A 25,226-nucleotide genomic window follows, 5' to 3' on the forward strand; every position below is an offset into this window, starting at 1 on the left:
GCTTATGTCTTGAATCCGTCGCCGGCATTGCTGCGTGACTCGATAAGCCGTGCCTCGTTGATCGCGTCTACGTTGTTGGCCATCGCCTCGTTGAGGGTCTCGGCCGCAGCCACGGCATCATGGTTTTTAATCGCCATGTAGACCTTGATGTGCGCATTGACACTTTCCAGGGTGACCCCCAGTACGCGATTCAACTCTTCGAGGTAATACAGATAGATGTGCCGGATCGAATCCATGGCATGGATGAAGATCTTGTTGTGCGAGGCCTTGACGATGGCGTAGTGGAAGTCAAAGTCGGCCTGGGAATAGCGTTTGTAATCGTCCTTGTTCACCAGCATCCGGTTCAGGGCCGCTTCCAGCAGGGCGATGTCGTCGCTGGTGGCGTGCTTGACCGCCAGTTCCATGCAGCGAAACTCCACGGCCTCGCGAAACACCCGCATGTCTTCGAATTCTTCCTGGGACAAATGCATGATCGGCTGGCTGTCATTGAGCACGCCGTGCTGCTCAAGGTCCTTGATGACGAAGGTGCCCTTGCCCTGATGCGTCACCACGATGCCCAGGCCGCGCAACCGCTGGACCGCGCTGCGCACACTGACCCGACTGACGTCGAAGGTGGCGATCAGCTCGGATTCGGAGGGCAGCTTGCTGCCGGGCGGCCATAGACCCTCCAGAATGTTGTGCTTCATCTGCTCATAAACAGCGTTGACGGTGTTTTGCGTTTTGACGATTTCACGGTTCATTTTTGTGGTTTTCAACTCGTCACATAAGCTTGATTCTTTTAGCACCTTCCGCCAATAAATCGAAGAAGTAAATACATTGAAGGGGAGAAAATGGATTTTTTTCTTGATTATTGCGCTGATCCGAGATCAGGATAGCCTCAGGTTATCCCATGAGTTCGTATATTTACGGCCAACTTATTAGTTAAGTTGTGGCGTCGCAAGGCGTATCGGGGCTTTGTTCCAAGAATAAAAACGCTGAACACCGAGGAAATCATGTCATCACTTTTCGATTTGAGCGGACGCACCGCACTGATAACCGGTTCCACTCGCGGCCTGGGTTTCTCCTACGCACTTGGGCTTGCAGAAGCGGGTGCCACGGTGATCCTCAATGGCACCGACGCGGCGCGTCTGGAAGACGCCGTCGGCCAGCTCGCTGCCAAGGGGCATCGCGCCACGGGTCATCTGTTCAATGTCGCGGATGAAGTGGCGGTGGAGGCGATGTTCCGCGAACTCGACAGCCAGGGCGTGCTGGTCGATATCGTGATCAATAACGCAGGTATCCAGCACCGTCAGCCGATGCTCGAGTTGGCGCTGGCCGATTGGCATCGAGTGCTGGACGTCAACTTGACCAGTGCCTTCATCGTCGGCAGGGCGGTGGCCAAGCGTCTGGTGGCCGCTGGGCGTGGCGGCAAGATCATCAACATCGGCTCCCTGACCAGCGAAGCGGCGCGCGCCACGGTTGCGCCTTATACGGCTGCCAAGGGCGGCATCAAGATGCTGACCAAGGCCATGGCCGCTGAATGGGCGCAGTTCAATATCCAGTGCAACGCCATCGGGCCGGGTTACATCCTGACCGAAATGAATGCGGCCCTAGTGGACAATCCGGACTTCGATCATTGGGTTAAAAGCAGCAACCCGACCCAACGCTGGGGGCGCCCCGATGAGTTGATCGGCACGGCGGTCTACCTCTCATCCCAGGCCTCTAACTATGTGAGCGGCCAAATTATTTATGTCGATGGAGGCTGGCTGGCCACGCTCTGATCGGGTCCGTTCGATAAGGCGAGCATTGCCTGTTCGCCATGCCCGCGGGCGCAAGCACTTACCTGATAAATACAAATAAATAGGTAGAGCGATGAAACCCACACGCGCAAGACTTTCGGTCTTGGCCATGCTGTTTGTGGTCACGGCAATCAACTATATGGACCGCGCCAACCTATCGGTGGCCGGCTCGGCGATTCAAGGCCAGTTCGCCTTGTCACCGACCCAGTTGGGCCTGCTGTTTTCGATGTTCACCTGGTTCTACGCCATGAGCCAGGTCCCTGTCGGCTACGTACTCGACCGCGTGGGACCACGACGCTTGTACGGCAGCGCGATTATCCTGTGGAGTGTGTTCACATTTGTCATGGGCTTCGCTTCCCATCATTTGTTCGCCACCGCGTCGGCGTCGTTTGTGATGCTGCTGGTCTGCCGCGCTCTGATCGGCGTCGCTGAAGCCCCGTCGTTTCCTTCCAACACCAAGATCATCGCCAACTGGTTCCCCGACCATGAGCGGGCGCGAGCCACTGCGGTCTATTCGAGCGCGCAGTACATTGGCCTGGCGGTGCTGACGCCGCTGCTGTCTTACATCGTCGCCACCTGGGGCTGGGAGGCGTCCTTCTACATCTCTGGAGCAGTGGGCATCGTCTTCGGCATCTATTGGTTGATTGCCTATCGTGATCCCCAGGACAGCACCAAAGCTAATCAGGCAGAACTGGACATGATCCGCGACGGTGGTGGTTATGGTTCGGCGAACGAGCGAGGCAACAGCACCAGGGTCAACTGGCCGGACGTACGCCACGTGCTGCGTCAGCCGACGGTGTGGGGGTTGTTTATCGCTCAGTTCGCCGCGTCCTCGACCCTGTATTTCTTCCTCACCTGGTTCATCGTTTATCTGGAAAAAGGCCTGGGCCTGTCGATTGCCACCGCCGGGATCGGCGCCATGTTCCCGTATCTGATGGCCATGTGCGGCGTGCTGTGTGGCGGCGTACTCAGCGATATGCTGCTCAAGCGCGGTCATTCGCGCACCAAGGCGCGCAAGATTCCGGTGATGTGCGGGCTGGCGGTAACGACCAGCATTTGCCTGGTGAATTATTTCGAAGACCAGCCGGTGATTGCCATCGCGATTCTGTCCGTGGCGTTCTTCGCCAATGCCTTCTCCAATCTTGGCTGGGTGGTGTGCAGTGACGTCATTCCACGGCACCTGATCGGCACGCTGGGCGGTTTTTTGAATATCTTCGGCAATTTGTCGGGGATCATCAGCCCGATTGTTATCGGGGTGATTCTGGAGCGCACCCACAGCTTTCAGTACGCCATGTTTTACATCGCCGCCGTGGCATTGATAGGGCTGCTTGCTTACACCTTTCTGGTGGGCAAGATCGAAGTCGTCGAGCTGCCAAACCAGCAATCCAAATCCGCACCTGAATCTGACCGCCCGCTGGGCAAACCTTCCCAGGCATGAGGTAAATCGCAATGGCCATTCAAACAATCGAAAACCGCGCCTGTGTCGCCTACGGGATCAAGGACGTACGCCATACGTCGCTGCCCCTGGCGTACTCCGACGAGGAGCACGTCCTGGTTAAGGTCAGTCGCGGCGGGATCTGCGGTTCCGATATTCATTATTACCAGCATGCCAAGGCGGGCATGTCGATCCTCAAGAACCCGCTGGTGCTGGGGCATGAGTTCATCGGGGTGATTGCCGCCGTGCCCACGGGCAGCACGCTGAAGGTGGGACAGCGGATCGCAGTCAACCCGTCGCAGCCGTGCAACCGCTGCGCACTGTGCCTGGAAGGCAAACAGAATGTCTGTCGCAGCATGAAGTTCATGGGCAGCGCGCAATTCAACCCGCATGTGAACGGTGGTTTTTCCGACTACGTCGCTGTGACTGAGCAGCAATGCGTGCCGTACACCGACAGTGCCAAAGACAGCGTGATGGTGTTCGCCGAGCCGTTGGCTGTCGCCATTCACGCGGTGCATCAGGCAGGTGATCTGGTGGGCAAAAAAATCCTGGTCACCGGCTCCGGCCCGATCGGGTGCCTGGTGATGGCGGCCGCGCTCAAGGCGGGTGCCGCCGAAGTGGTTGCCACCGACATGAGCGAACGCTGCCGCGAACTGGCCCTGCAAATGGGCGCGACGCTCGCCGTGGACCCGACCGACACCGTATGCACCGCGCCATGGGCCGAGGAGGGTGGGTACTTCGATGTCTGCTTCGAAGCCTCCGGTTCACCGGCAGCCATCGCCTCCACGGCAGCGTTCACGCGCCCGAAAGGCACGGTGGTGCAATTGGGCATGGGCCACAACACGGTCGAGATGCCGTTGGGCCTGCTACTGGTCAAAGAAATCAAATTGGTCGGCTCGTTCCGTTTTATCGACGAATTCACCACATCGGTGCGCTGGCTGGAGAGCGGCCGTATCGATCCGCTGCCGCTGCTGTCCGCTGAGTTCAATCAGCACCAGGTGGTTGAGGCACTGGAACTGGCCGGCGACAAAAGCAAAGCGGCGAAGGTGCAACTGATCTTCGCTTGAACACCGTTTTACGCCTCGGCCCTTCCCCAGCGAGGGGCTGTTTATGAACCGCATCGGATATTGACCGTCATGACTTTCATTGCGCCGCCCCAAGCGTCTCTGCGTATTGCCCTGATCGGCGAATGCATGATCGAACTGCAACAACGCTCTGACGGCGAGCTGAACCAGAGCTTTGGCGGCGATACCTTGAACACGGCCGTTTATTTGCGTCGCCTGGTCGCTGCCAAATGGCAGGTGTCCTATGTCACGGCGCTGGGCGATGACAGTTTCAGCGATGCCATGTGTACCGCCTGGGCCAGTGAGGGGCTGGACCTGTCGCTGGTGCAGCGTCTGCCGGGACGCCTGCCGGGATTGTATTGCATCCAGACCGACGCCCAGGGCGAAAGGCGTTTTTTGTATTGGCGAAACGAAGCCGCCGTCCGCGAGTGTTTTACCCAGGCTGCGGCTGCGCAAGTATTGACGGCGCTGGACGACTATTGCGTGTTCTATCTGAGCGGCGTCACACTGGCCGTGCTCGGTGAAGCGGGACTTGATCGCGTGTTGCCGCGATTGATCGCGGCGCGTGCGCGCGGTGCCAAACTGGTATTCGACAATAACTACCGGCCCCGCCTGTGGCGCGACCGTCAGCAGGCGACAGATACCTATCAACGCCTGCTGCCTCATCTGGATCTGGCCTTGTTGACCCTTGACGATGAGCAGGCCCTGTTCGAGGAGGCCGATGTCGAGTCGATCTTCAAACGCTACCGGCAAATGGGGGTGAATGAGGTGGTGATCAAGCGCGGTGGGCATAGCTGCCTGCTTCAGTACCACGGGGCGTTGCACGAAGTCGCTGCGACCAGGGTTGCCAGGGTGATTGATTCTACCGCCGCCGGTGATGCGTTCAGTGCCGCTTACCTGGCCTGTCGGCTGCAAGGAGGCATACCGCAGCAATCAGCTGCCGAAGGTCATCGACTGGCCGGGCGAGTCATTCAGTACCCGGGGGCAATAATTGCACGGGAGGCAATGCCGGGCTCAAGTGCGTAGCCGTTTGCCCCGGTCGATTGCTTAGAACAGGGCCTGACCATCGGATACTGGAGTGCGAATGACGGCGCCGTGCATTTGATCACTGCGCACAACAGTTAAGCATGCCCCGCATTCAGGCCGGCGCGAGGCGACCCTCCCTATTTATTTCTACGGGAAGTCACTGAAACGCCTGACAGTCACGCTCTCGATCCTCATCAAAACTGTCTACTGCGTAGCCACGTGCTTATAGCTTCAACAAGTCCCGTCTTGCACTCCACCGGCAACCAATGCCCGCCGGCCAGGCTCGTCACGGTGAGATCTGCACAGGCCGCCCGCATGGGATCGCCCAACTGATTGCCTTTGATGGTATTCATCGGGTCGTAATCGCCGTTCACAAACAGTACGGGCAAGGACAAGCGGCCACCATTGGGCGCTCGCTGGGCATAATCGATGTTGGCGTCGTCGTTTAAATACCACGCGCAGGGCGCACGGAAACCATGCTCTTCGAAACTGCGCAGCAGTGCATTGAAGTCCGCTTGCGGCCACAGCGCGAGGTCTGGATCGGTGGGTGGGGCCTTGTGCGCTTGGCCAAACCGGCCGCCTTTGCGGGTCACCTCGGCATTTGATGCAACCTTGGTGATGCTTGCAGGGTCACCTCGTCGATAGATCGACGCCAGTGAGGCGGCTTTGTCCGCATCAAGATCCGCCACGGCAGACGCAAAGTGCGTGTTGTAGTAGCGGTAGTAGTCCCATTGGCCGTCCGGATACTGGTCTGCCGGATAGATCCCTCGGTCAATCAGCGGGACAAGCGTCGCCAGCGCGTTCGTGGTGGGGAAGTACGGCACCGAAATCAGTACGACGCCGCGGCTGCGCCGGGGTTCATGGGCGGCCAGTTCACCCGCCACAACGCTGCCCCAATCGTGGCCCACCCAGATGGCAGGCGCTCCGCCGAGGTGGTCATGAAGTTCGGCCATATCGGCCACGATATTTTCAATCGTGTACGCACTGATGGCTGCTGGCGCAGAAGAGGCACCATAGCCGCGCATGTCGGGTGCCACGCAGTGCCAGCCTTTGGCGGCGAACGCCTCTAGCTGCGCGCGCCAGATCAGACTGAGCTCCGGCCAACCGTGCAGGAACATCATCAATGGCCCGTCGACAGGTCCCGACTCTACATAGTGCGTCGTATGACGGGGTGTGCTGAGAACACGCGAAATCAGCTCTGAAGTGGACACACTATCTCCTCATGCGTTGCCGGCGGATAAATGCAAAGCGGCAACACTATTCTGAGCGGTGTGCTTCGTTGTTTGTTCCCATTTCTGGCGCAAACAGGGCAAGAGCTGGCAGTGGTGGCAACACAGCAGCAAAGGGCGGGTCGAGGGAATTGAGGGCGCGGTAGACCTGAATTGGGTCAAGCCCTGAGGGCATATGGCTAAACCTGGCGACCGTAAGCCTTTCGGTAGGTGGTGGGCGTCACGCCCACCATCGAGGAAAAGTGCTGGCGTAACGAGAGGCTCGTACCAAACCCGCAAGCGTCAGCGATTTGCTCAATGGTGTGGTGGGTTGTTTCCAGCTGCAGTTGGGCTGCTTTGATGCGCTCGTTAATCAGCCATTGCCCAAACGTCGTGCCCGTCAATTGCTTGAAGTGCCGGGTGAAACTACGTCTGCTCATCGCCAACCTTGCCGCGACTTGATCGATTGACAACGGTTCGACCAAGTTGGCTCGAAGCCAATCCAATAGTTGGCCGAGGCGCTGGTCGCTGGCGCCTTGAGGAACCGGCTGACTGATGAACTGAGCCTGGCCTCCGTCGCGATGGGGAGAAACCAGCAGTTGACGCGCCAACGCGTTGGCAACCCCTCGGCCATAGGCACGCCTGACGATATGAATGCAGCAATCGAGACCCGCTGCCACGCCCGCGGAGGTAAGCACCTGCTCCGCTTCGACATAGAGCACTTTTGGGTCGACGTCGATACTCGGGAAATCTCGCGCCAGATGCGTTGCCCACGCCCAGTGCGTGGTGGCGCGCTTGTCGTTCAGCAGGCCCGCATGGGCGAGTACAAACGCCCCCAGGCATAAGCCAACCACCAGCGCGCCTCTGGCATGGGCTGCTTGAAGCGCTTCTATGAGTGCGGCCGGCGGTGTTTCGGTGACGTCCCGCCAGCTGGGTACGACCACAATATCCGCACCGGCGACCTGATCCAGGCCCCGATCGCAGTGGATGGCGAAGCCGGCGTTGGTAACCAGCGCCCCATCCTCGCCAGCGCAGACCACCAGTTCGAACCAAGGTGAATCCCCCACTCTGCGATCTTTACCGAACACCAGGCAGGGCACGGACAGGTGGAAAGGGCTGATGTGATTGAAGGCGATAACAGCAACGCCTAACGTTTTTTTCACGGCGGCAGGTCTCATCAAGATTGGCCCGATACTAATGAAAAATGCTCATTGGGCCAATGGTGCCCATTCTCAGAGACGTTCACTCTGATCTCAGCCGTATTTCAGCGGGAAATACGCAATGAAGGAAGCAGACCTCTTTGAACATACCGACCTTTTGCTTGCTAGGAGCGCTCATGACGACGCTTTCGATGACCGAGCCGGCCCAGGCCGCCGAACCTGTGCCCTCTATTCCCTATACCACCGAGTCCGCCAGCTATCACTGGGCCAGCGTGGATGGCGTCAAGGTTTTTTACCGTGAGGCCGGGCGCAAAGATGCGCCGACTTTGGTGCTGCTGCATGGTTACCCATCCTCGTCGCGTATGTGGGATTCGCTGATTCCGCTGCTCGCCGATCGCTATCACATCATCGCACCTGACTACCCAGGGTTCGGCAGAAGCGATGCGCCTTCCCCTGCAGCTTATGCCTACACCTTTGACCATCTGGCTGACACCATGAGCACGTTGCTGACGCAGTTGGGCGTGGATGAGTACACCTTGTTCATGCAGGATTACGGCGGCCCGGTCGGCTTTCGGATGATTCTCAACGCGCCGCAAAAATTGCACGGCATCATCATCCAGAATGCCAATAGCTATAACGAAGGGCTGGGCGCCAAGTGGGCGAATATTGCCAAGTATTGGCAGGCGCCAGCCGCACATGCCGAGCAAGTCGATGCGTTCACCGGGTACGAGGGCACCAAGCAGCGGCACTTGGGCACCAGCCCTCATCCCGAGCGTTATAACCCTGATGCCTGGGAAGACGAGTTTGCGGCGTTATCCCGACCGGGCCAGCGGGCGATACAGTCGGCCTTGTTGCTGGACTACCGGAATAACCTCGCGTCTTATCCAAAATGGCAGCAATGGTTGAAAGACAACCAGCCACCTATGTTGGTGATGTGGGGTCAATACGACCCGTCATTCATTGTGCCGGGGGCCATGCGCTATAAGGACGATGTACCGGGTGCCGAGGTTCACATCCTGGAGGCGGGCCATTTCGCACTGGATGAAAAAACCGAACAGATCGCCAGCCTGACGCGCCAGTTCATGGTGCGCATCACCGCCGGTCAGTAGTCACAGACACGCTTTTGTGGCGAGCGGGCTTGCCCTGCTAAGACCAGCCGTTCGCTCCGGTGAGCCTCAATCAGCCTTTCAACAACTCGCCATCCACCACACGCCAAAGGTCGCTCGGGTTGTCATGTTTCAACGCTTCAGGCAGCAGGTCGTCCGGAAAGCCCTGGTAGCAGACCGGCCGCAGGAATCGCTCGATTGCCGTCATGCCGACTGACGTGAAACGGCTGTCAGACGTCGCAGGAAACGGCCCGCCGTGAATCGACGCATACGACACCTCTTGCGGATGCGCGAACGCATTGACAACGATGCGGCCCGTGCGGCGTTCGAGAATCGGCAGCAGGCGCGCAGCCAGTGCGTGATCGGGCTGATCGATTTGCATCGTTGCGCTAAGTTGCCCACGAAACTGCTTTGCGATCGTGATCAATTGCTCGACATCCTTCACCCGCACCAGCAGTGCAGCCGGGCCGAACACTTCGTGCGACAGCGTTGCATCGTCAAGCAATTGCGCACCGTCGACTTCGAAAAGCATCGATTGCGCGTCCCATGCGCCTCGCGATTCGCCGCCTGCCGCGATGCGCTGGGCGCCTGCCGCAGCTTGCTGTTCGACGCTCCTGCCATACGCGCTGCTGATGCCGGGCGTCAGCATCGTGCGCGCGTGCATGGCGTCGACGCGAGCGATCATCGCACGCTTCAATTCGACATAGCCGGGGCCGTCAACAGCCAGCAGGATCGCCGGCTTCAGGCACGCCTGGCCGACGGTGACCAGCATGCGCTCAGCGAACCCGTCACCGATCACAGCGCCGCGTGCAGCGAGCGCCGAGGGCAGTACAAATGTCGGGTTGACGCTGGTCATTTCGGTGAAGACGGGAATCGGTTCAGGACGTTGCTGCGCGCGCCGAAACAGCGCCATGCCGCCGACTTCCGAGCCGGTAAATGTGACGCCCTTTATCAGCGGATGATCGACCAGCGCCTCGCCGATTTCGTTGCCGCCGCCGCGAACCAGCGAAAACACGCCCTCGTGCAGGCCAGCATCCTTGACCGCCTGCTGGATCACGCGGCCCATCAATTCCGACCCGCCAGGATGGGCGTTGTGCGCTTTCAGAATGACAGGGCAGCCGGCTGCAAGTGCCGACGCCGTATCGCCCCCCGCCACCGAATAGGCGATGGGAAAGTTGCTGGCGCCAAAGATCGCAATCGGCCCTAGCGCAATCTTTTGCAAGCGGTGATCCATCCGTGCGCGCGGTTGACGCTCAGGTTGTGCTGTATCGATAGTCGCCTGTCGAAAGCGCCCCTGACGGACGACCGTCGCGAACTGGCGAAACTGAATCGCCGATTTCGCCGCTTCACCCTCGAGTTGCGCCACTGGCAAACCGCTTTCAAGTGAGAGACGTTGCGCCAGCTCGGGTGTAATCGCATCGAGGCCATCGGCAATGCGTTCCAGGAACGCTGCGCGCGCCTTAAGGCCGGTACGGTTGTAGCTGTCGAATGCGTCGTCGGCGAGTTGAGCGGCGCGATCAACGTGTGCGCTGCCGCCGAACGCGAAAGACGGTTCGATCTCAGCGTTCGTCGCCGGGTTCAGCGCCTTCATGGTGCCGGCGGTGGCGGACACTTCCTGAGCGCCGATCAGCAGGTTGCCAGTGAGTTTCATCGTGGGGCCTCTTCAGCGTCAGGCGGCGGTGCCTGTGTTGAGGGCAGCCAAAAGTTCGGCTGTGGTCAGGATTTCGTGGGCGTAGGTCGGGCCGTTCAGTTCATGTGCGGCATGCATCATTTCTTTTTTGAACGCGGCCGTCGCGTCGCGAACAAGTGTGACGTGATAGCCCAGCTCCATCGCAAAACGGCTCGTTGATTCAATGCAGGTATTGGCCAGCAGGCCAATCACGATGACGTGCGTGATGCCTTGCTGCTTCAACTGGAAGTCGAGATCGGTGTTGGCAAAACCACTTTGGCCCCAGTGTTCCTGGATGATGATGTCGCCTTGCTGCGGCACGAAGTCGGGGTGCCACTCACCGCCCCAGGTGTCCTTGGCGAAGGTATGGCGTTGCTGCACAAGGCGCTGGGTCGGGTTTGGGTGATCCCAATTGTCGTAGTCACCGGGCTGCCAGCGGCGGTGCGGTACGTAGAACACCTGTATATCCGCGCCGCGGGCAGTTTTGACGGTGGCGCGCAGGTTCTCCAGCAGGCGGACCTCATCGGCGACTTCCTTGAGCAGTGGGAACAGCTTGCCGCCGTCTGAGAGAAAGTCGTTATACGGGTCGACCAGCAACAGCCCAGTGCGCTGCGCGCGGTATACGAGATCAGCCATTTCGTTCTCCAGTCAGCAGAAGTTTGCGAGAAATTTCGCGTTTGCAGTCGACCTTGAACCGTAGTTGTCGCAGGTTTGGTGATGCCTCACCGTTCGATTGCAGTCAATAAACGCTATCACTATGATAATCATAGTGTCAAATATACTCTGGCCTGGCGGGTGTTGAATCGTGCGGCGACCGGGGGGGGCGCGCAGGCAACTGCAGCAGATTTTTCCTGTGTTACTATGAAATTAATAGTCTGTTCTGGAGAGTCGTTGTGGCACACGATGCAGAGGCACCCGATACGGTATGTCCGGTGGCGCGTTCGTTAGATATCGTCGGTGATCGATGGACCGTCCTGGTCCTTCGGGAACTGTTCATGGGCGCCACGCGTTTTGAAGAGATCCAGATTCAGACGAGAGCGACGCCGCAGATGCTGGCGACACGTCTGAAGGCGCTGGAGGCGAGCGCGATGGTCGAGCGTCATCCGTATAGCGAAAAGCCTTTGCGCCATGAATACCAACTGACTGAAAAGGGCTGGGCGTTCTATCCCGTCATCTATGCACTGCGTGGATGGGGCGAGACCTGGTCCAAAGACGAGAGCGAGGCGGTCGCGGTACGTTTCGTCCATCGTCAATGCGGTCACGATGTTGGTCTGAGCGCGGTATGCCCTGGATGCGGGGCTCAGCTCGAACGTAAAGACCTGGACGCGACAATGAGTGACCAATTTGCCGCCGAACGTGCAGAAAGGCGTGCGGCGTTCAAACGAAAGTAAGGTGCTATTCCCGCTCCCAAAGCCACTCCATTGAGTGGCTTTTTATTGGGCGCGATAACGTTATTTTGCAATGTTTAAAGTGGTTTAATGTTTAGACCGACACGCGATGGAACCGCAAGCGTCGGCCCGGCATCTGCCGTTGTCATTGACCCAAGGAGCTACACCATGCAAGGACGTATGAAGTTAAAGCCGCTGGCCTATCTGTTGATCCCGCTCTTGGCGGCCTGTACCACACCCGACAGAACCCGCGAACCCGCCGTCTCTACTCAGCCCCAGACGCAGCAGGCACTGCCGTTCGATAACTGCTCGGTGGGCTGCCCAAGCGGCGGCAGCCCGCTGACGCTGAACCGCCAGGCGTACACCCTGAACAACAATGGTTCGACCAAGTTTGCCAACTGGGTGTCGTACAAAATCACCAAGGACACACCCGCCAGCGGTCGCCCACGCGACTGGCAAACCGACCCGGACATTCCCGCTGGCGAAACCCTCGACCCGGTGGATTACAACGGCGCGAATGTCGCGCTCAAAGTCGACCGCGGCCACCAGGCCAACCTCGCGTCGATGGCCGGGGTTCCTGACTGGCACACCCTCAATTACCTGTCGAACATCACCCCGCAGAAGTCCGATCTCAACCAGGGGCCTTGGGCGCACTTGGAAGACCAGGAACGCAACCTGAGCAAACAGGCAGGTATCGATCAGGTGTACGTCACCACCGGGCCGCTGTATGAGCATTTTGTCGGCACGCTTCCGGGGACGAACAAGGTGCACACCATTCCCAGTGGTTACTGGAAAATCATCTTCGTCGGCAGCTCACCTGAAAACGGTGTGTACGCCTCGTTTGTGATGAATCAGGAAACGCCCAAGGGTGCGAATTTCTGTGACTATCAGGTGACGGTGAAGCAGATCGAAGAACGGTCGGGGCTGACGTTCTGGAGCAATTTGCCGCAACCGGTGCAGGTTGCGCTGAAGGCCAAGCAGGGCCAGTTGCCGAGCCGCATCGGCTGCAAGTAGCGGTAGACAAAGAGGCTTCAGCCGTCGATCTGCTCGGACGGCTGAAGCCTGTCGACGCCTGGACGGGGAGCCGCAAGGGCGTACAACGGTCGCTAGAAGCCCTTTCTAATCAATGTTTTTCCAAGGTTTCGGAACACTTCCTGATATTGTCTTTTCCAATTACGTTCCCAAAAGTCAACAGTGGCACCTGAACTTATATCGCTCGGGTTTATTTCTTCAGGTTGTTGTTGGCAGATCATGGGGAAGGCGCAATAGGCTTTAAAGTATTTGGAGTAAAGACTGTCTATGGCCAGGTCGGCGTACTTGAATGTCAGCAGTTTTTTGCACCCCGAGCTGGACAGTATATAAGCGTGAGTGCCTTTTGCACGGCATCGGGTGATATTCAAGTTCCACGTGAGCCACATAGTGCCCAGCGTGACACCCAGATAAAAAAGTTCAGGCTGCCGGGAGGACAAAAAATGGTTGATGCGTTGCACCGTCGAGTGTTTAACCCCTACCAGCGTGGCGTCATCTTCCAGGATCAGAACGTTTTTGTACCTGCGCTCAAGCGCCAACGCCGCACAGGCCTGATGAGAAGTAAAGCATCCGCGTTCAGGGTTAGTATCTCGTTTTGCACTATAAAACTCGATATTAAAGTTGCAGTCTGCGAATTCTCTTAGAATTAAGTTTCGACGGTCTTCGCGCTCTTCAAGACTGATGCACAGTACACCGTCCACGTGTAATGTTCCGAGAGATGACATGGTAGCGATCACTGCCTTTTAAACTTATAAGGTGGGTCAGCGATCAATGCTATGGTTTGAAGAAGTCATCGTATGTAGGAAGGTTCGCAAGAGCTGTCGACAACTTTTGTGGGTGTTTTCCTGTGCCTCTACGGTTACCCGGTGTTGTATTCGGGTTATCGCCGGCCGCTTTCCCGAGCCTGCCTGAGCAGGTCCCGTGCTGCATCCGCACGCAATAGCAGGGTCATTTGCCGCTCGTCGATGATGATTTCCGCCACGATCAATCCGCAAATCAGCGGCGCGGTCACCAGCCAATGGCAGTACCACTGGGTGACGACCGACACACATACCCCCACCACCCACAACGCCAGCACCCACTTGGGCGCGCGTTGCTGCAGCGGCACCCAGAAGCGCTGCAGTTTCTTCAGCCGCACGGTGTGCAGCCTCAACGCGTCTTCAAGGCTGGCCAAGTAGGCATTGGCGAAGGAGGGTGGTGCGGTTGACATAGGTCCGGCCCACGTAGGTTGCTAAACGATTCGGGCGCGCTTGGGCAGCGTGCTTCCCAGCCAGGTCAGGTTGATGTGTTCAACTTCTACCCAGTGCTCGCCGGCAGGCTGTTCAGCACAGCTCTTGAATGCCCGGCACACGCCTTGGGTATCCAGCAAAGCAAAGTGTCGATAACGGGGGGCTCGCTTGAACCACAGAGGAAAAATGCGCATCGCGGTCTCTGGTTAAATCACACAGGCCAGCTGAGTTCGAACAGCGTTCCGCCGTTGTCCATTCGGCGGCAGGTCACGGCCCCGCCATGGGCGAGGGCAATCGCGCGCACCACCGCCAGGCCCAGGCCGCTGCCACCCTGGGCGCGGGAGCGGGAGTTTTCGCCGCGCTGGAAGGCCTCGAACATATGCTTGGCGAAACCCTCGTCGATACCGGGGCCGTCATCGCGCACGCGCAAGTAGTTGATGGCATCGCGGGTACTCAGGTGCACGACAACGTTCCCCGGTGTCGCATGCCTGCGGATATTGTCCAGCAGCGCCAACAACGCCTGGCGGATCCTGGCCGGGTCGCAGCGCATCGTGCGGCGTTGCAGGTCCAGCTGCAGCACGAAGCCGGCGTCCACCAGGCTCGGTTCGAACAGCCGCACAGCGTCTTCAATGCTGGCGGCCAGGTCGGCTTCCTGCAGATTGAGTTCCAGGTAGCCGCTGTCAGCCAGGCCGACCACGCGCAAATCCTCGATCACCCGCGTCAAACCTTCCACCTGGCCCAACAGGCTGTAGAACTGGGCGGTGTCCGGCTCGAATACACCTTCGGCGAGCCCTTGCAGACGCCCGCGCAGGATGGTCAGGGGCGTGCGCAGTTCATGGGCGATCGCCGCATTCCAGAACGCCTGTTCTTGCGCCATGCGCTGCAAGCGTTTGGCCATGCTGTTGAAGTCGTCAACCAGGATAGCCGCTTCACCGATGGACTGGTCGCCGGCCACGGCCTGCACATCCAGGTCGCCGTCGGCCAGTTTGCGCAGGTTCTCGGCCACCGAGTTCAGCGGCATGAGGATCCGTCGCGACAGCTTCATCGCGACGATGGAGCCTACCGCCAGGCTCACGCAGGTGGTCAGTCCCATCCACATCCACTCAATGTTGGCCGGCAGCCATTCATTCACTTCTTCGTCGGTGAGCGGCCAGTACCTCCACAACAATGCATAGAAAATATACGAGCCGATCACTGCCAGCGCGATCACGCACAACACCACGGCAGACATGGACAGGATGATCTGGCGGCTCAAGCCGTTGAGCATTTTCACGAGGCACTTCCAAAGCGGTAGCCGACGCCGCGGATGCTGGTCGGCACACCCTGCAACCCCAACTCTTCGATCTTGCGGCGCAATTTGCTGATGTGGCTGTCGACGGTGCGTTCCAGGCTGTCGCTTTCCGGGCAACATTGGGCCAGCAGCTCGCCACGGGTAAACACGCGTTTGGGCGCCTTGGCCAACTGGGCCAGTAACCTGAACTCGGTGACGGTCAACGCCAGCGGGACTTTTTCGCCGGCAATCATCACCGTGACTTCGTAGCTTTCCAGGTCGATATCAAACGCATCCACGCGCAGCACCGTGGGGCTGGCGCGGTAGCTGTAGTCAAGGGAGCGGCGCAGCACCGCCTGGGTGCGGGCCACCACTTCGGCCGAGTTGAACGGTTTGACGATGTAGTCATCGGCGCCGATGCGCAGGCCCATCAACTTGTCCATGTCCTGGTCCTGCGCCGTCAGCATGATCACCGGCGTGTTGCCGCGATGGCGCACTTCGGCCAACACCTGCCAGCCATCCACGTGCGGCATCAGCACATCCAGCAGCAGCAGGTCCGGCTTGAGCACCAGGTGCATGTCCAGGGCGCGTCGACCGTCGATGGCGTGGGCAGTGCGAAAGCCGCTGCGCTTGAGGTAGGCAATCAGAATATCGGCGATCTCTGGCTCGTCTTCCGCAATCAGCACGAGCGCCTGGGTGTCGCGGGCGTTGTCCGGTCGTGGCAGCGATGCAGCGGGGAAGTCATTCATAGTGGCGAGGTCCAAGGGCCTTGGGCGTGAGTGATTATGCGCACGGACAATGCGCTTTCGTGGGAGGTTTTATGGAGAAACGATGGAGGCGGGCGAAAATATTGGCCCGGCGCGATCATTTCAGCGAGCGCAGGCGTGGATTGACGGAAAATACATAAAAGTCCAATATGGAATTATAAGTATAAAAAATCTTTGCCGTTCTCTTTCTTCACTTCTTGCCAAACCAACAACAACTTGCGAGACAACGATCATGAAGAAACACACGCTCATTTCCGCTCTGGCCCTGAGCCTGATTGCGTCCAGCCACGCGCTGGCGGCCGACCAACCCTTGCGCATCGGCATCGAGGCGGCTTACCCGCCGTTCGCCTCCAAGACGCAGGACGGCAAGATCGAAGGGTTCGACTACGACATTGGCAACGCCTTGTGCGCGCAGATGAAGGCCAAGTGCGTGTGGGTAGAAGGTGAGTTCGACGGCCTGATTCCTTCCCTCAAGGTCAAGAAAATCGACATGGCGTTGTCGTCCATGACCATCAACGAAGACCGCAAGAAGTCAGTGGACTTCACCCACAAGTATTACTTCACCTCGTCGCGTCTGGTGATGAAGGACGGCGCCGTTGTGGATGACCAATACGCCAGCCTCAAAGGCAAGACCGTCGGTGTGCAGCGGGCCACCACCACGGATCGCTATGCCACCGAGGTGTTCGAGCCCAAGGGCATCAACGTCAAGCGCTACAGCAATAACGAAGAGATCTACATGGACCTGGCGTCAGGGCGCCTGGACGCGATCTTTGCCGACACCATCCCGCTGAGCGACTTCCTGTCCATGCCTCGCGGCAAGGGCTACGCCTTTGTCGGCCCGGAGCTCAAAGACCCGAAATACGTGGGCGAGGGCGCCGGGATCGCGGTGCGCAAGGGTAATACCGCGTTGGTCGACAAGTTGAATGCAGCCATCGACGGCATCCGGGCGAGTGGCGAGTACCAGAAGATTTCACAGCAGTACTTCAAGTCCGACATCTACGGCGACTGAGTGGGGAGCTCGCCTGAGTCAATGTGGGAGCTGCTTGCCTGCGATAGCTATCTGTCAGTTAACCATTCATTGCCTGAAACACCGCTATCGCAGGCAAGCCAGCTCCCACAGTTGATCGATGGTGTTTCGAAGATTATCTGCTCAGCCCTTCAATTCCCTCAGGTGCTTGTACACCGTCGCTCGCCCCATCCCCAGCACATTCGCCACATAGTTCGAGGCGCTCTTGCCCTTGAACGCACCTTCGGCATGCAGCGCCAGCACCAGCTCGCGCTTGTGGTCACGGGTCAGCAGGTTCAGGCTCAACTGGCGCTCGCGCATCCACGCATGCAAAAAGGTGTTGATGCGCTCCTGCCAATCATCGCGAAACAGCGAATCCGGTTGCGGGATCAACTTGCTGGGCGACAGAAACAGGTCGAGCGCCGCCTTGGCATTTTCAAACAGCGAGATATTCAGGTTGATGCACAGCACCGCCAGCCGGCGACCTGTGTGGTCGTGGAGCACGGTGCTCAGGCTGCGAATTTTCTGGCCGTCCCAATTGAGCTTTTCGTACGGGCCGATATTCACTTCGCTGACGTCATCGCTGACCATGTCCTCAAGTGCCGAGTCGTCACCGATGGCGCGTTTGGACAGGTTGTTGGCGATGTAATCGACTTTCTGTGTGCGCAAGTCATGCAGCACCACTTCGGCGTGGGGGAAGAACAGCGTGGCGATCGCATCGGCAATCGCACGGAAATTCTGCATGACCTTGTCGTGTTCGGCGGTGTTCATCAATGCGGCTCCAGGCGGACGGGCGAGAGCATACCAGCGTCCAGGCCGAACCGCGTGAGTTGCTCCGGCAGCGGCGCACCGCGCACCAGGGCGGCGCTGGCCTGGCCCATGGCCGGGGAAGTTTGAATGCCATAACCGCCTTGCGCCGCGACCCAGAACAGCCCAGGCACCTTGGGATCGAAACCCGAGAGCAAATCACCATCGTCAACAAAACTGCGCAGGCCGGCCCAGGTTCGGGTCGGGCGGCGGATGGTCAAGGTGGTGGCCTCTTCGATCTGGTAAATGCCCATGGCGATGTCCAGCTCTTCCGGCTGCACATCCTGCGGTTCGACCGGGTCGGCGTTGGCCGGCGAGCCGAGGAACATGCCCGCGTCGGGTTTCATGTAGAAGGCTTCGTCCAGCGCCACCAGCATCGGCCAATGGTGGGTGTCTACGCCCTCGGGCCCGGCGAAGATAAACGCCGAACGACGTTTGGGTTGCAGGCCGATGGACGCCGCGCCCGCCAGCCCGCCGATATGGTCGGCCCAGGCGCCGGCGGCGTTGATAATGATCGGCGCGGTGTAGGTCGCGTCCTGGGTGCGCACCTGCCACAGGCCGTCGGCGTCACGGCTCAAACCGAGCACGTGGCTGTCGGTGCGCACTTCGCTGTGGTTGCGCCGAATGCCGCGCAAATAGCCTTGGTGCAGGGCGTCGGTGTCGATGTCGCTGGCGGTTGGGTCGAAGATCGCGCCGTGGACTTTTTCGCGACGCAGGATCGGTAACTTCGCGCACGCCTCGTCGACGCTCAGCCGCTCGACTTGCGGCACGGTCGCCTTGGCACTCAGGTATTGGCTGTGCAGCTCCGCCGGGTCGCCGCTGAAATCCACGGTCATTTCGCCGCGTGGCGTCAGCAGCGGATGTTCACAGAATCCCACAGGCGGGTTGTCGAAAAACTCACGGCTGGCCAAGGTCAGCGCGCGCACTTGCGGGGTGCCATAAGCCGCTGTGTACAGCGCCGCCGAGCGCCCGGTGGAGTGATAGGCCGGGTGGTTTTCGCGCTCCAGCACCAGCACTTTGCCGTGCTGCGACAACCAGAAACCCGTGGAGGCGCCGGCAATCCCGCCGCCGATGATGATGAAGTCTGCGTGGCTCATGAACCTCTCCTGAAAAAGTGCTTAGCGCTGGATGTGATAGAGGGCATTGGCCAGTGCAATGTCTTCCAGGCCTAATCCGATGGAGCGGAAAAACACGTGGCGGTCATAGCTCGGGCGCTGAACCATGTCGCTGAGCAACTCGGGCAGGTCGCCGACCACCGCGCGCTTGTCCCAGCCATGCTGCTGCGCGGCGATCAGCATTTCACCGGCGGCGTCCGGGGTGGTCTGGCGATAGTCGCAGAATACATGCATGTGCTTGAGGCTTGCGGGCGGCACTTCATGGGCGCGCGGCGCGTTGGTGCTGATGGACGTGATCAGCGCGGGTTGGCTCAGGCGCATCGGGTCGATCACCGGGCTTGCCGACGAGGTGCAGAGCAGAATGACGTCAGCGTCTTGCACCGCGGCATCGCAGGTCTCGGCCAGGCTCAGGCGCGGGTCCAGGCCATCGAGGTGGGCGAGGGTGCCCGCGCTGGCGCGGCCAAGGCTTGGCGAATAAAGACGGATGCTTTGCCAGTCGCGCAGGTTCTGCACATAGCGCAGGTGCGCCTGCGCGACCTTGCCGCTGCCGATAATCGCCAAGCGCCGGGCTGCTCCCGGTGCCAGGGCATCCACGGCCAACGCCGTCGTGGCGGCCGTGCGCGCGGTGGTCAGCTCAGCGGCATCGCAGAGCAACAACGGTTGGCCGGTGCGCATCGACATCAACAGCGTCCACGCGGTCACCAGCGGCCCTTGCTCGCGCACGATGTAAGGCGAGGTCTTGATGCCGTACACCTCATCTTCCGCCAGCACACCCAGGTAATTGATAAAGTCGCCGGCGCCTTGCGGGAACTCCACCAACTGCTGCGCCGGCTGCACCGCCTGCCCGGCCGCCAGGTCGCGAAACAGCTTGTGCAGGATGTGGGGCACATCGACCTGGGCGAGTAATTCACGGGCCTGGGCCTGGTTGATCACGTGGGGCGTGCTGGACATGGTTATCTCCGTGGATAAACTAATTTGTCCATTATGGACTTTTAGTTATCTCAGGCAACGTCCAGGCGAAAAAAATCTGTGGCGCCGTTCAGATCGTTCCCACGCTCTGCGTGGGAATGCCTACTGGGACGCTCCGCGTCACGCCAGCCAGCGCACGTTTGCAGTTCTGCGTAAGAGTGACGCAGAGCGTCACGGGATGCATTCCCACGCGGGAGCGTGGGAACGATCTACCGTGTTTAGACCGGTGTTTTCGCGGGGTTCAGGCACTCGATCGAGCGGTCCACGGTGGTCTTGGCCATTTCCAGCAAATGCCACACGGCCAAGATCTTCGCCCGCTCGGGGCTTGGCAGCAGCTCGCTGCAATTGAGTGTTGTCGCCGACGCACTGTCGAGCAAACTGGCGGTGTAGAGCAGGGCGTCTTCGAAGCTCAGGTCTTCGAGTTGAATACCTTGGGTTGGCAGGTAATGGTCAATGGCGCGATTGAACGCGGCGCGGGCTTTGGCGGAACTGAGGGGCGGATCGGGGACGACTTTTCTCATGGTGTAACTCCACATGGTTGGAGCTGACACCCGTCGCGACTAAACGTTGGGTGGCGGCTGTACGCAGGTTAGTCGACCGGTCACGTGGAAAACCGGCGCACCCGAAGGTGCCCTACGCACAGCCACCATGAAACTTCACGGAGAACCATGCGCCACGTAAGACCCGAGCGACTAAACCCGATCACTGATGAGCAGTGACGGATCGCAGACTAGCCATCGATTCCAACAGGCACAAGGCGGCAGGGATTGTCTAGGAAACGTCCTGCAATTTAAAGAGACACGGCTTGCTGGCCCTTTACAAACCATGACTCAATACCACTAATCAGATCGTTCCCACGCTCTGCGTGGGAACGCCTCCTGGGACGCTCCGCGTCCCGCCAGCCAGCGCACGCTTCCAGTTCTGCGTACGGGTGACGCAGAGCGTCACGGGCGGCATTCCCACGCGGTGCGTGGGAACGATCTGCGACCCGGGCCTCAACGCATATGCAAAATAATCGGGCTACTGCTCGCCGGGTCGGTATGCCCGCGCAGCTTGTTCACTGCCGCGGCATCCACTGCACCGCCATTGTTGCCCCACGTACCCCGCACATAGCTCAGCACCTGGGCAATTTCCTCATCCGACAATTGCTCACGAAACGCCGGCATACGGTAAGCATCCGGCACTCCCGCCGTCACGATCCGTTGCGAGCCATTAAGCGTGATGTTGATCGCCGAGGCGTTTTCCTTGGCGAGTGCCGAGGTGGCGCCTGCCAGCGGTGGCATCCACTCGGGCTGGCCCTTGCCGTCCAATCCATGGCAGGACGCGCAACGGGTCGCGTAAGTGTGCGCGCCAGGCGCATCCGCGCGTGCATTGGCCGCCTGATACTGCCAGGGCGAACCGTCGCGCTGCGGGTCGCCGGGCAGCGACTTGAGGTAGCGGGCGATGGCATTCAAATCCTCATCGCTCATGAACTGCGTCGAGTTGTTAAACGCTTCGGTCATCGAGCCATACACCACCGCATGCTGGTTGCGCCCGGTCTTGAGGAACCGCACGATCTCGTCCTCGCTCCAGCGCCCCAGCCCGGTGTTGTGGTCCTGGCGCAGGCTCGGTGCATACCAGCCATCGAGCAACCCGCCCGCCAGGTAGGGCGCGCCGGTTTCGTCCAGTGCCTTCTCGTTAAACGCCAGCCCGCGCGGCGTGTGGCAGCTGCCGCAGTGGCCGGGGCCCTGGACGATGTAGGCGCCACGGTTCCACAGCGCGTCCTGGTTGGGTTTGGCCGCGTAGGTGGCGTTCGGCGCGAACACGCCGTTCCACAGTGCGATGGGCCAGCGCATATTCAGCGGCCAGGGAATGCTGCTGGGAAGGTTGGCTTGCCTGGCCGGTTCCACGCCCTTCATGAAAAACGCGTACAGCGCGCGCATGTCGTCGTCACTGAGCTTGGCGTAAGACGGGTAGGGCATGGCCGGGTAAAGCCTGCGCCCACCCGGCGCAACGCCATGGCGCACCGCGCGGTCGAAGTCGGCCGGGGTGTAGGCGCCGATGCCGGTGTCGCGGTCGGGGGTGATGTTGGTGGCGTGAATCGCGCCCAGCGGCGTGGCCATCTCCAGGCCGCCGGCGAACGGCGCCTTGCCCGGCAAACTGTGGCAGGCCACGCAGTCGCTGACGCGGGCGACGTACTCGCCGCGACTGACCAGTGCCGGGTCGAAACCGGCGGCGGGTTGTTGCTCAAAAGGCGAGGCGGGCTCGCGGGTGACGTACCAGGCCAGCACACCGGCTGCCACCGCGCCGGCCAGCACCAGCCAGCCTGCGGTTCTTGCGAATCGACGGTTGTTCATGGGCGTTCCTTGTCGGTCAGGCGAAGGTGTATCGGCTTAATGGCAGGCTGCGAATACGCTGGCCCGTCAGGTGTGCCACCGCATTGGCCACGGCCGGCGCCACGGCGGGCAGCGGCGGTTCGCCGATGCCACCCATTTTTTCACCACTCTCGACGATCTTGACGTGCACCTGCGCCATCCGCGACAGCGGCAGAATCGGGTACAGGTCGTAATTGCGCGCCCGTGGCTTGCCGTCCACGTACACCGCTTCCTCCAGCAAGGTTTGCGACAGGCCCAAAGCCACCGCGCCATTCACCTGGGCTTCAACAATCGCCGGGTTGACAATGCTGCCCGGGTCGATGGCTTCCCAGATATGGTGCACCTTGACCTGGCCGTTCTCGATCGACACTTCGGCGACGACCGCCGCCTGTGAGCCGAACGGCGAGGCCATGGCCACGCCACGTGCGCGGCGGCTGCCGTCTTCGGCGGTGTACGGGCCACGTTTCCAGCCACCGGACAACTCGCCCACCGCCTGCAACAGCGTGGTCAGCCGTTTGTTGTCGCGCAGCAGGTGCAAGCGCAATTCGTACGGGTCGTGGCCGCCTTTGTCGGCCAGTTCATCGAGGAACGCTTCGTAGAAGAAGTCGTTCAGCGAATTGCCCACCGAGCGCCAGTAGCCGAGCATGGGCGCGCCTTTGACGTAGATCTGCGCGATGCGTTTATTGGGAATCGCGTAGGACTTGCCCGACAGCCCTTCAAGGGCCGTTGGGTCGAGCTTTTCGCCCTGTTTGCCGGCGATGGCTTCAGACGGACCTTCGGTGGCACTCACCGCCTCAATCGCCACCGGCAAGCCTTGCGCATCCAGCGCGGCGCGGAACTTGACCACCGCGACCGGGCGCAGCACATCACGCAGGAACTCTTCTTCACGGCTCCAGATCAGCTTGACCGGGCGGCCCACCGCCTTGGCCAGTGCGATGGCCTGCGGGTAAGGGTTGGCCGAGTCATACAGGAAATGCCGGCCGAAAAAGCCACCGAGCAGCGGCGAGTGCAAGGTGATTTTTGCGGGATCGAGGCCGGTGCGCTTGGCGATGTCGGCGCGGAACATGTCCGGCGCCTGGTTGGGCAGCCAGACGTCCAGCGAGCCGTCAGGGTTGAAGCGGGCCAGGGCCGACGGCGGCTCCAGCTGGGCGTGGTTGAGGTACTGGTTATGGTAGGTGGCTTCGACCTTGGTTTTAGCGTTGGCCAGCGTGCCGGCCACGTCGCCTTCGTTCTCGTCGTCACGCGCCGGGCCTTGCTGGGCGGCGAGGAAGTCGCGGTACTTGTCGCTGGAAAAATCCGCCGGCATCGCGCGTACGGTGGAATCGGCGGCGGCTTCCAGCCACTCCACTTGGATCGCTTCCACGGCGCGCTTGGCGTGCCACCAGCGTTCGGCCACCACGGCCACGGCGCCGGGCAATTGATGCACCGAGTGCACGCCTTTCATGGCCTCCACTTGTGCCTGGTTGCGCAGGCTGCCCACGGTCATGCCCAGGCGGGGCGCATGCTGGACGGCAGCGTGGAGCATGCCGTCGACTTTAAGGTCGATGCTGTATTGCGCCTTGCCGGTGGATTTGTCGTACGCATCCAGGCGTTTCACCGGTTTGCCGATCCAGCGGAACTGGCTCGGGTCACGCAGCGTGATGGTGGCCGGGTCGGGCACCGGCATGTCGAGGGCGCGGCCGGCCAACTCGCCGTAGCCCAGCGAACGGCCGGACGCGGTGTGCACCACGCGGCCGGGTTGCGTGGTCAGTTCGGCCACGGGCACCCCCAACTGCTCGGCGCCTGCCTGCAGCAGCATGGCGCGCGCGAGGGCGCCAAGGCGGCGCATGACCGGGTAGCTCATGCGCACCGACATGCTGCCGCCGGTGATGCGCATGCCGTTTTCCATCACCACGTACGCATCGCCAGGCGGCGCGGCCTCGACCACGAAGGTGGCGGGGTCGGCGTCCAGTTCTTCACCGACAATCTGCGCCATGGCCGTGTGGGTGCCTTGGCCGCCTTCCATAAAGGGGCTGAGCAGGCGCACGCTGCCGTCAGGGCGAATCTCCAGAAACGCCGGCACTTGTGTGCCGCGTTCTGCCGCCGCATTCGTGGCGGCGTACACCCTTGGTGAGCCCAGCGGCAGGCCAAAACCGATCACCAGCGCGCCCACGGCGGTGCTGGCCAGAAAGTGCCGACGCGACAGGTTGACCGGCTCGCTCAGGGGCGCGTCAAAGAATCCCTTGGGTGTGTTCATCAGACGCGCTCCTTGGCCAAATCATGCACGGCGGTGCGGATCGCGTTATAGGTGCCGCAACGGCACAGGTTGATCATTGCCGCCTCGATCTGCGCATCGCTGGGCGCCGGGGTGTGCTTGAGCAGCGCGGTGGCCGCCATCACCTGCCCGGACTGGCAGTAACCGCACTGCGCCACCTGATGCTCAACCCAGGCCGCGACCACGCGCTTGCCGACGTCGTCGGCCTCAATCGCTTCAATGGTGGTGATTTCGCGCCCGACCACACCGGACACCGGCGTGACGCAGGAGCGCACCACGTTGCCGTCCACCAGCACCGAACAGGCGCCGCACTGGGCCAGCCCGCAGCCGTACTTGGTGCCGGTCATCCCCAGGTCATCGCGGATTACCCACAGCAGCGGCGTATCGGCGTCGGCGTCGACTTGATAGGCCTTTTGGTTAATGCGTAGCTCCATGACTCACCTGCTTATCATCGGTTGGTGTGGCTTTTTTATAATTGCCAGGCGATTGGTCGCCCATCGTTGAACTCTAGACCACGGCGCAAGGCCTATCGATCCTGTTATCGATAAGTCGGAGGATTAGGCAAGTATTCGACAGGATTGCACCACTGCGC

At 60.4% G+C, this 25,226-nt stretch carries 24 protein-coding genes; 8 read left to right on the forward strand and 16 right to left on the reverse strand.

The annotated features are described in order from the left end of the window. Positions 1 to 2 precede the first annotated feature (2 nt). Positions 3 to 740, reverse strand: a complete 738-nt coding sequence (locus tag HX783_RS17395) for a FadR/GntR family transcriptional regulator (protein ID WP_177017707.1) — start codon at positions 738 to 740, stop codon at positions 3 to 5. A gap of 252 nt (positions 741 to 992) precedes the next feature. Here HX783_RS17395 and HX783_RS17400 point away from each other — a divergent pair, with 252 nt between their 5' ends. From HX783_RS17400 to HX783_RS17415, 4 genes are all read left to right on the forward strand, one after another. Further along, the gene (locus HX783_RS17400; protein WP_177017708.1) at positions 993 to 1,760 is read left to right on the forward strand and encodes an SDR family oxidoreductase; all 768 of its coding nucleotides are present in this window, start codon (positions 993 to 995) and stop codon (positions 1,758 to 1,760) included. A 127-nt stretch (positions 1,761 to 1,887) separates the two neighbouring features. Next, on the forward strand, positions 1,888 to 3,216 hold the full coding sequence (locus HX783_RS17405; RefSeq protein WP_256347208.1) for an MFS transporter: 1,329 nt from the start codon (positions 1,888 to 1,890) through the stop codon (positions 3,214 to 3,216). 11 nt (positions 3,217 to 3,227) lie between these two features. Further along, positions 3,228 to 4,280 (forward strand): L-idonate 5-dehydrogenase, encoded by a 1,053-nt coding sequence (idnD, locus tag HX783_RS17410; protein WP_177017710.1) that lies wholly within the window; start codon positions 3,228 to 3,230, stop codon positions 4,278 to 4,280. Between the two features lie 69 nt (positions 4,281 to 4,349). Continuing rightward, the gene (locus HX783_RS17415; protein WP_177017711.1) at positions 4,350 to 5,303 is read left to right on the forward strand and encodes a sugar kinase; all 954 of its coding nucleotides are present in this window, start codon (positions 4,350 to 4,352) and stop codon (positions 5,301 to 5,303) included. A gap of 194 nt (positions 5,304 to 5,497) precedes the next feature. Here the strand turns inward: HX783_RS17415 and HX783_RS17420 are convergent, their stop codons facing one another. Together HX783_RS17420 and HX783_RS17425 are read right to left on the reverse strand one after the other, a co-directional pair. Continuing rightward, positions 5,498 to 6,514 carry an alpha/beta hydrolase gene (locus tag HX783_RS17420; RefSeq protein ID WP_177017712.1) on the reverse strand — a complete coding sequence of 339 codons (1,017 nt, stop codon included), beginning with the start codon at positions 6,512 to 6,514 and terminating at the stop codon, positions 5,498 to 5,500. A gap of 197 nt (positions 6,515 to 6,711) precedes the next feature. Next, complete coding sequence (locus HX783_RS17425) at positions 6,712 to 7,674, reverse strand: GlxA family transcriptional regulator (RefSeq protein WP_371317694.1); 963 nt, start codon at positions 7,672 to 7,674, stop codon at positions 6,712 to 6,714. A 173-nt stretch (positions 7,675 to 7,847) separates the two neighbouring features. On the opposite strand from HX783_RS17425, the gene HX783_RS17430 reads away from it, so the two are divergent. Next, positions 7,848 to 8,780, forward strand: coding sequence for an alpha/beta fold hydrolase (locus tag HX783_RS17430; RefSeq protein ID WP_256347204.1), 933 nt, complete (start codon positions 7,848 to 7,850; stop codon positions 8,778 to 8,780). Positions 8,781 to 8,850: 70 nt separating this feature from the next. Here the strand turns inward: HX783_RS17430 and HX783_RS17435 are convergent, their stop codons facing one another. Together HX783_RS17435 and HX783_RS17440 are read right to left on the reverse strand one after the other, a co-directional pair. Further along, positions 8,851 to 10,428, reverse strand: coding sequence for an aldehyde dehydrogenase (NADP(+)) (locus HX783_RS17435; RefSeq protein WP_177017714.1), 1,578 nt, complete (start codon positions 10,426 to 10,428; stop codon positions 8,851 to 8,853). A gap of 18 nt (positions 10,429 to 10,446) precedes the next feature. Further along, on the reverse strand, positions 10,447 to 11,082 hold the full coding sequence (locus tag HX783_RS17440; protein WP_177017715.1) for an isochorismatase family cysteine hydrolase: 636 nt from the start codon (positions 11,080 to 11,082) through the stop codon (positions 10,447 to 10,449). Positions 11,083 to 11,339: 257 nt separating this feature from the next. On the opposite strand from HX783_RS17440, the gene HX783_RS17445 reads away from it, so the two are divergent. Further along, positions 11,340 to 11,837: a helix-turn-helix domain-containing protein gene (locus HX783_RS17445; protein ID WP_177017716.1), complete on the forward strand. Its 498-nt coding sequence runs from the start codon at positions 11,340 to 11,342 to the stop codon at positions 11,835 to 11,837. 165 nt (positions 11,838 to 12,002) lie between these two features. Next, positions 12,003 to 12,848 carry a DNA/RNA non-specific endonuclease gene (locus HX783_RS17450; protein WP_177017717.1) on the forward strand — a complete coding sequence of 282 codons (846 nt, stop codon included), beginning with the start codon at positions 12,003 to 12,005 and terminating at the stop codon, positions 12,846 to 12,848. 92 nt (positions 12,849 to 12,940) lie between these two features. On the opposite strand, the gene HX783_RS17455 is transcribed toward HX783_RS17450, so the two are convergent. From HX783_RS17455 to HX783_RS17470, 4 genes are all read right to left on the reverse strand, one after another. Beyond that, complete coding sequence (locus tag HX783_RS17455; protein WP_177017718.1) at positions 12,941 to 13,564, reverse strand: glycosyltransferase family 25 protein; 624 nt, start codon at positions 13,562 to 13,564, stop codon at positions 12,941 to 12,943. Between the two features lie 179 nt (positions 13,565 to 13,743). Next, positions 13,744 to 14,073, reverse strand: a complete 330-nt coding sequence (locus HX783_RS17460) for a hypothetical protein (RefSeq protein WP_177017719.1) — start codon at positions 14,071 to 14,073, stop codon at positions 13,744 to 13,746. 230 nt (positions 14,074 to 14,303) lie between these two features. Further along, positions 14,304 to 15,365, reverse strand: a complete 1,062-nt coding sequence (locus HX783_RS17465) for an ATP-binding protein (protein ID WP_159955391.1) — start codon at positions 15,363 to 15,365, stop codon at positions 14,304 to 14,306. After that, complete coding sequence (locus HX783_RS17470) at positions 15,362 to 16,111, reverse strand: response regulator (protein ID WP_177017720.1); 750 nt, start codon at positions 16,109 to 16,111, stop codon at positions 15,362 to 15,364. Before HX783_RS17470 ends, HX783_RS17465 begins: the two co-directional genes overlap by 4 nt. Before the next feature lie 250 nt (positions 16,112 to 16,361). Between HX783_RS17470 and HX783_RS17475 the strand changes: the two genes are divergently transcribed. Continuing rightward, positions 16,362 to 17,138, forward strand: a complete 777-nt coding sequence (locus HX783_RS17475; RefSeq protein ID WP_177017721.1) for an ABC transporter substrate-binding protein — start codon at positions 16,362 to 16,364, stop codon at positions 17,136 to 17,138. A 141-nt stretch (positions 17,139 to 17,279) separates the two neighbouring features. Here the strand turns inward: HX783_RS17475 and HX783_RS17480 are convergent, their stop codons facing one another. From HX783_RS17480 to HX783_RS17510, 7 genes are all read right to left on the reverse strand, one after another. Next, entirely contained in the window at positions 17,280 to 17,906 is a 627-nt protein-coding gene (locus HX783_RS17480; protein WP_177017722.1) for a transcriptional regulator, read from the reverse strand. Then, positions 17,906 to 19,039, reverse strand: coding sequence for an FAD-binding oxidoreductase (locus HX783_RS17485; protein WP_177017723.1), 1,134 nt, complete (start codon positions 19,037 to 19,039; stop codon positions 17,906 to 17,908). Before HX783_RS17485 ends, HX783_RS17480 begins: the two co-directional genes overlap by 1 nt. A 21-nt stretch (positions 19,040 to 19,060) precedes the next feature. Then, positions 19,061 to 20,008, reverse strand: a complete 948-nt coding sequence (locus tag HX783_RS17490; RefSeq protein ID WP_177017724.1) for an ornithine cyclodeaminase family protein — start codon at positions 20,006 to 20,008, stop codon at positions 19,061 to 19,063. Between the two features lie 236 nt (positions 20,009 to 20,244). Then, positions 20,245 to 20,547 carry a DUF6124 family protein gene (locus tag HX783_RS17495; protein ID WP_159955403.1) on the reverse strand — a complete coding sequence of 101 codons (303 nt, stop codon included), beginning with the start codon at positions 20,545 to 20,547 and terminating at the stop codon, positions 20,245 to 20,247. Between the two features lie 474 nt (positions 20,548 to 21,021). Next, positions 21,022 to 22,362: a cytochrome c gene (locus HX783_RS17500; RefSeq protein WP_177017725.1), complete on the reverse strand. Its 1,341-nt coding sequence runs from the start codon at positions 22,360 to 22,362 to the stop codon at positions 21,022 to 21,024. Positions 22,363 to 22,378: 16 nt separating this feature from the next. Further along, entirely contained in the window at positions 22,379 to 24,616 is a 2,238-nt protein-coding gene (locus tag HX783_RS17505) for a molybdopterin cofactor-binding domain-containing protein (protein ID WP_159955407.1), read from the reverse strand. Then, a complete protein-coding gene (locus HX783_RS17510; protein WP_159955409.1) occupies positions 24,616 to 25,068 on the reverse strand; it encodes a (2Fe-2S)-binding protein in 453 nt (150 codons plus the stop codon). Before HX783_RS17510 ends, HX783_RS17505 begins: the two co-directional genes overlap by 1 nt. Between the last annotated feature and the right edge of the window lie 158 nt (positions 25,069 to 25,226).

The sequence above is a fragment of the Pseudomonas sp. D2002 genome, assembly GCF_013385735.1.
In the GTDB taxonomy this organism is placed as follows: domain Bacteria; phylum Pseudomonadota; class Gammaproteobacteria; order Pseudomonadales; family Pseudomonadaceae; genus Aquipseudomonas.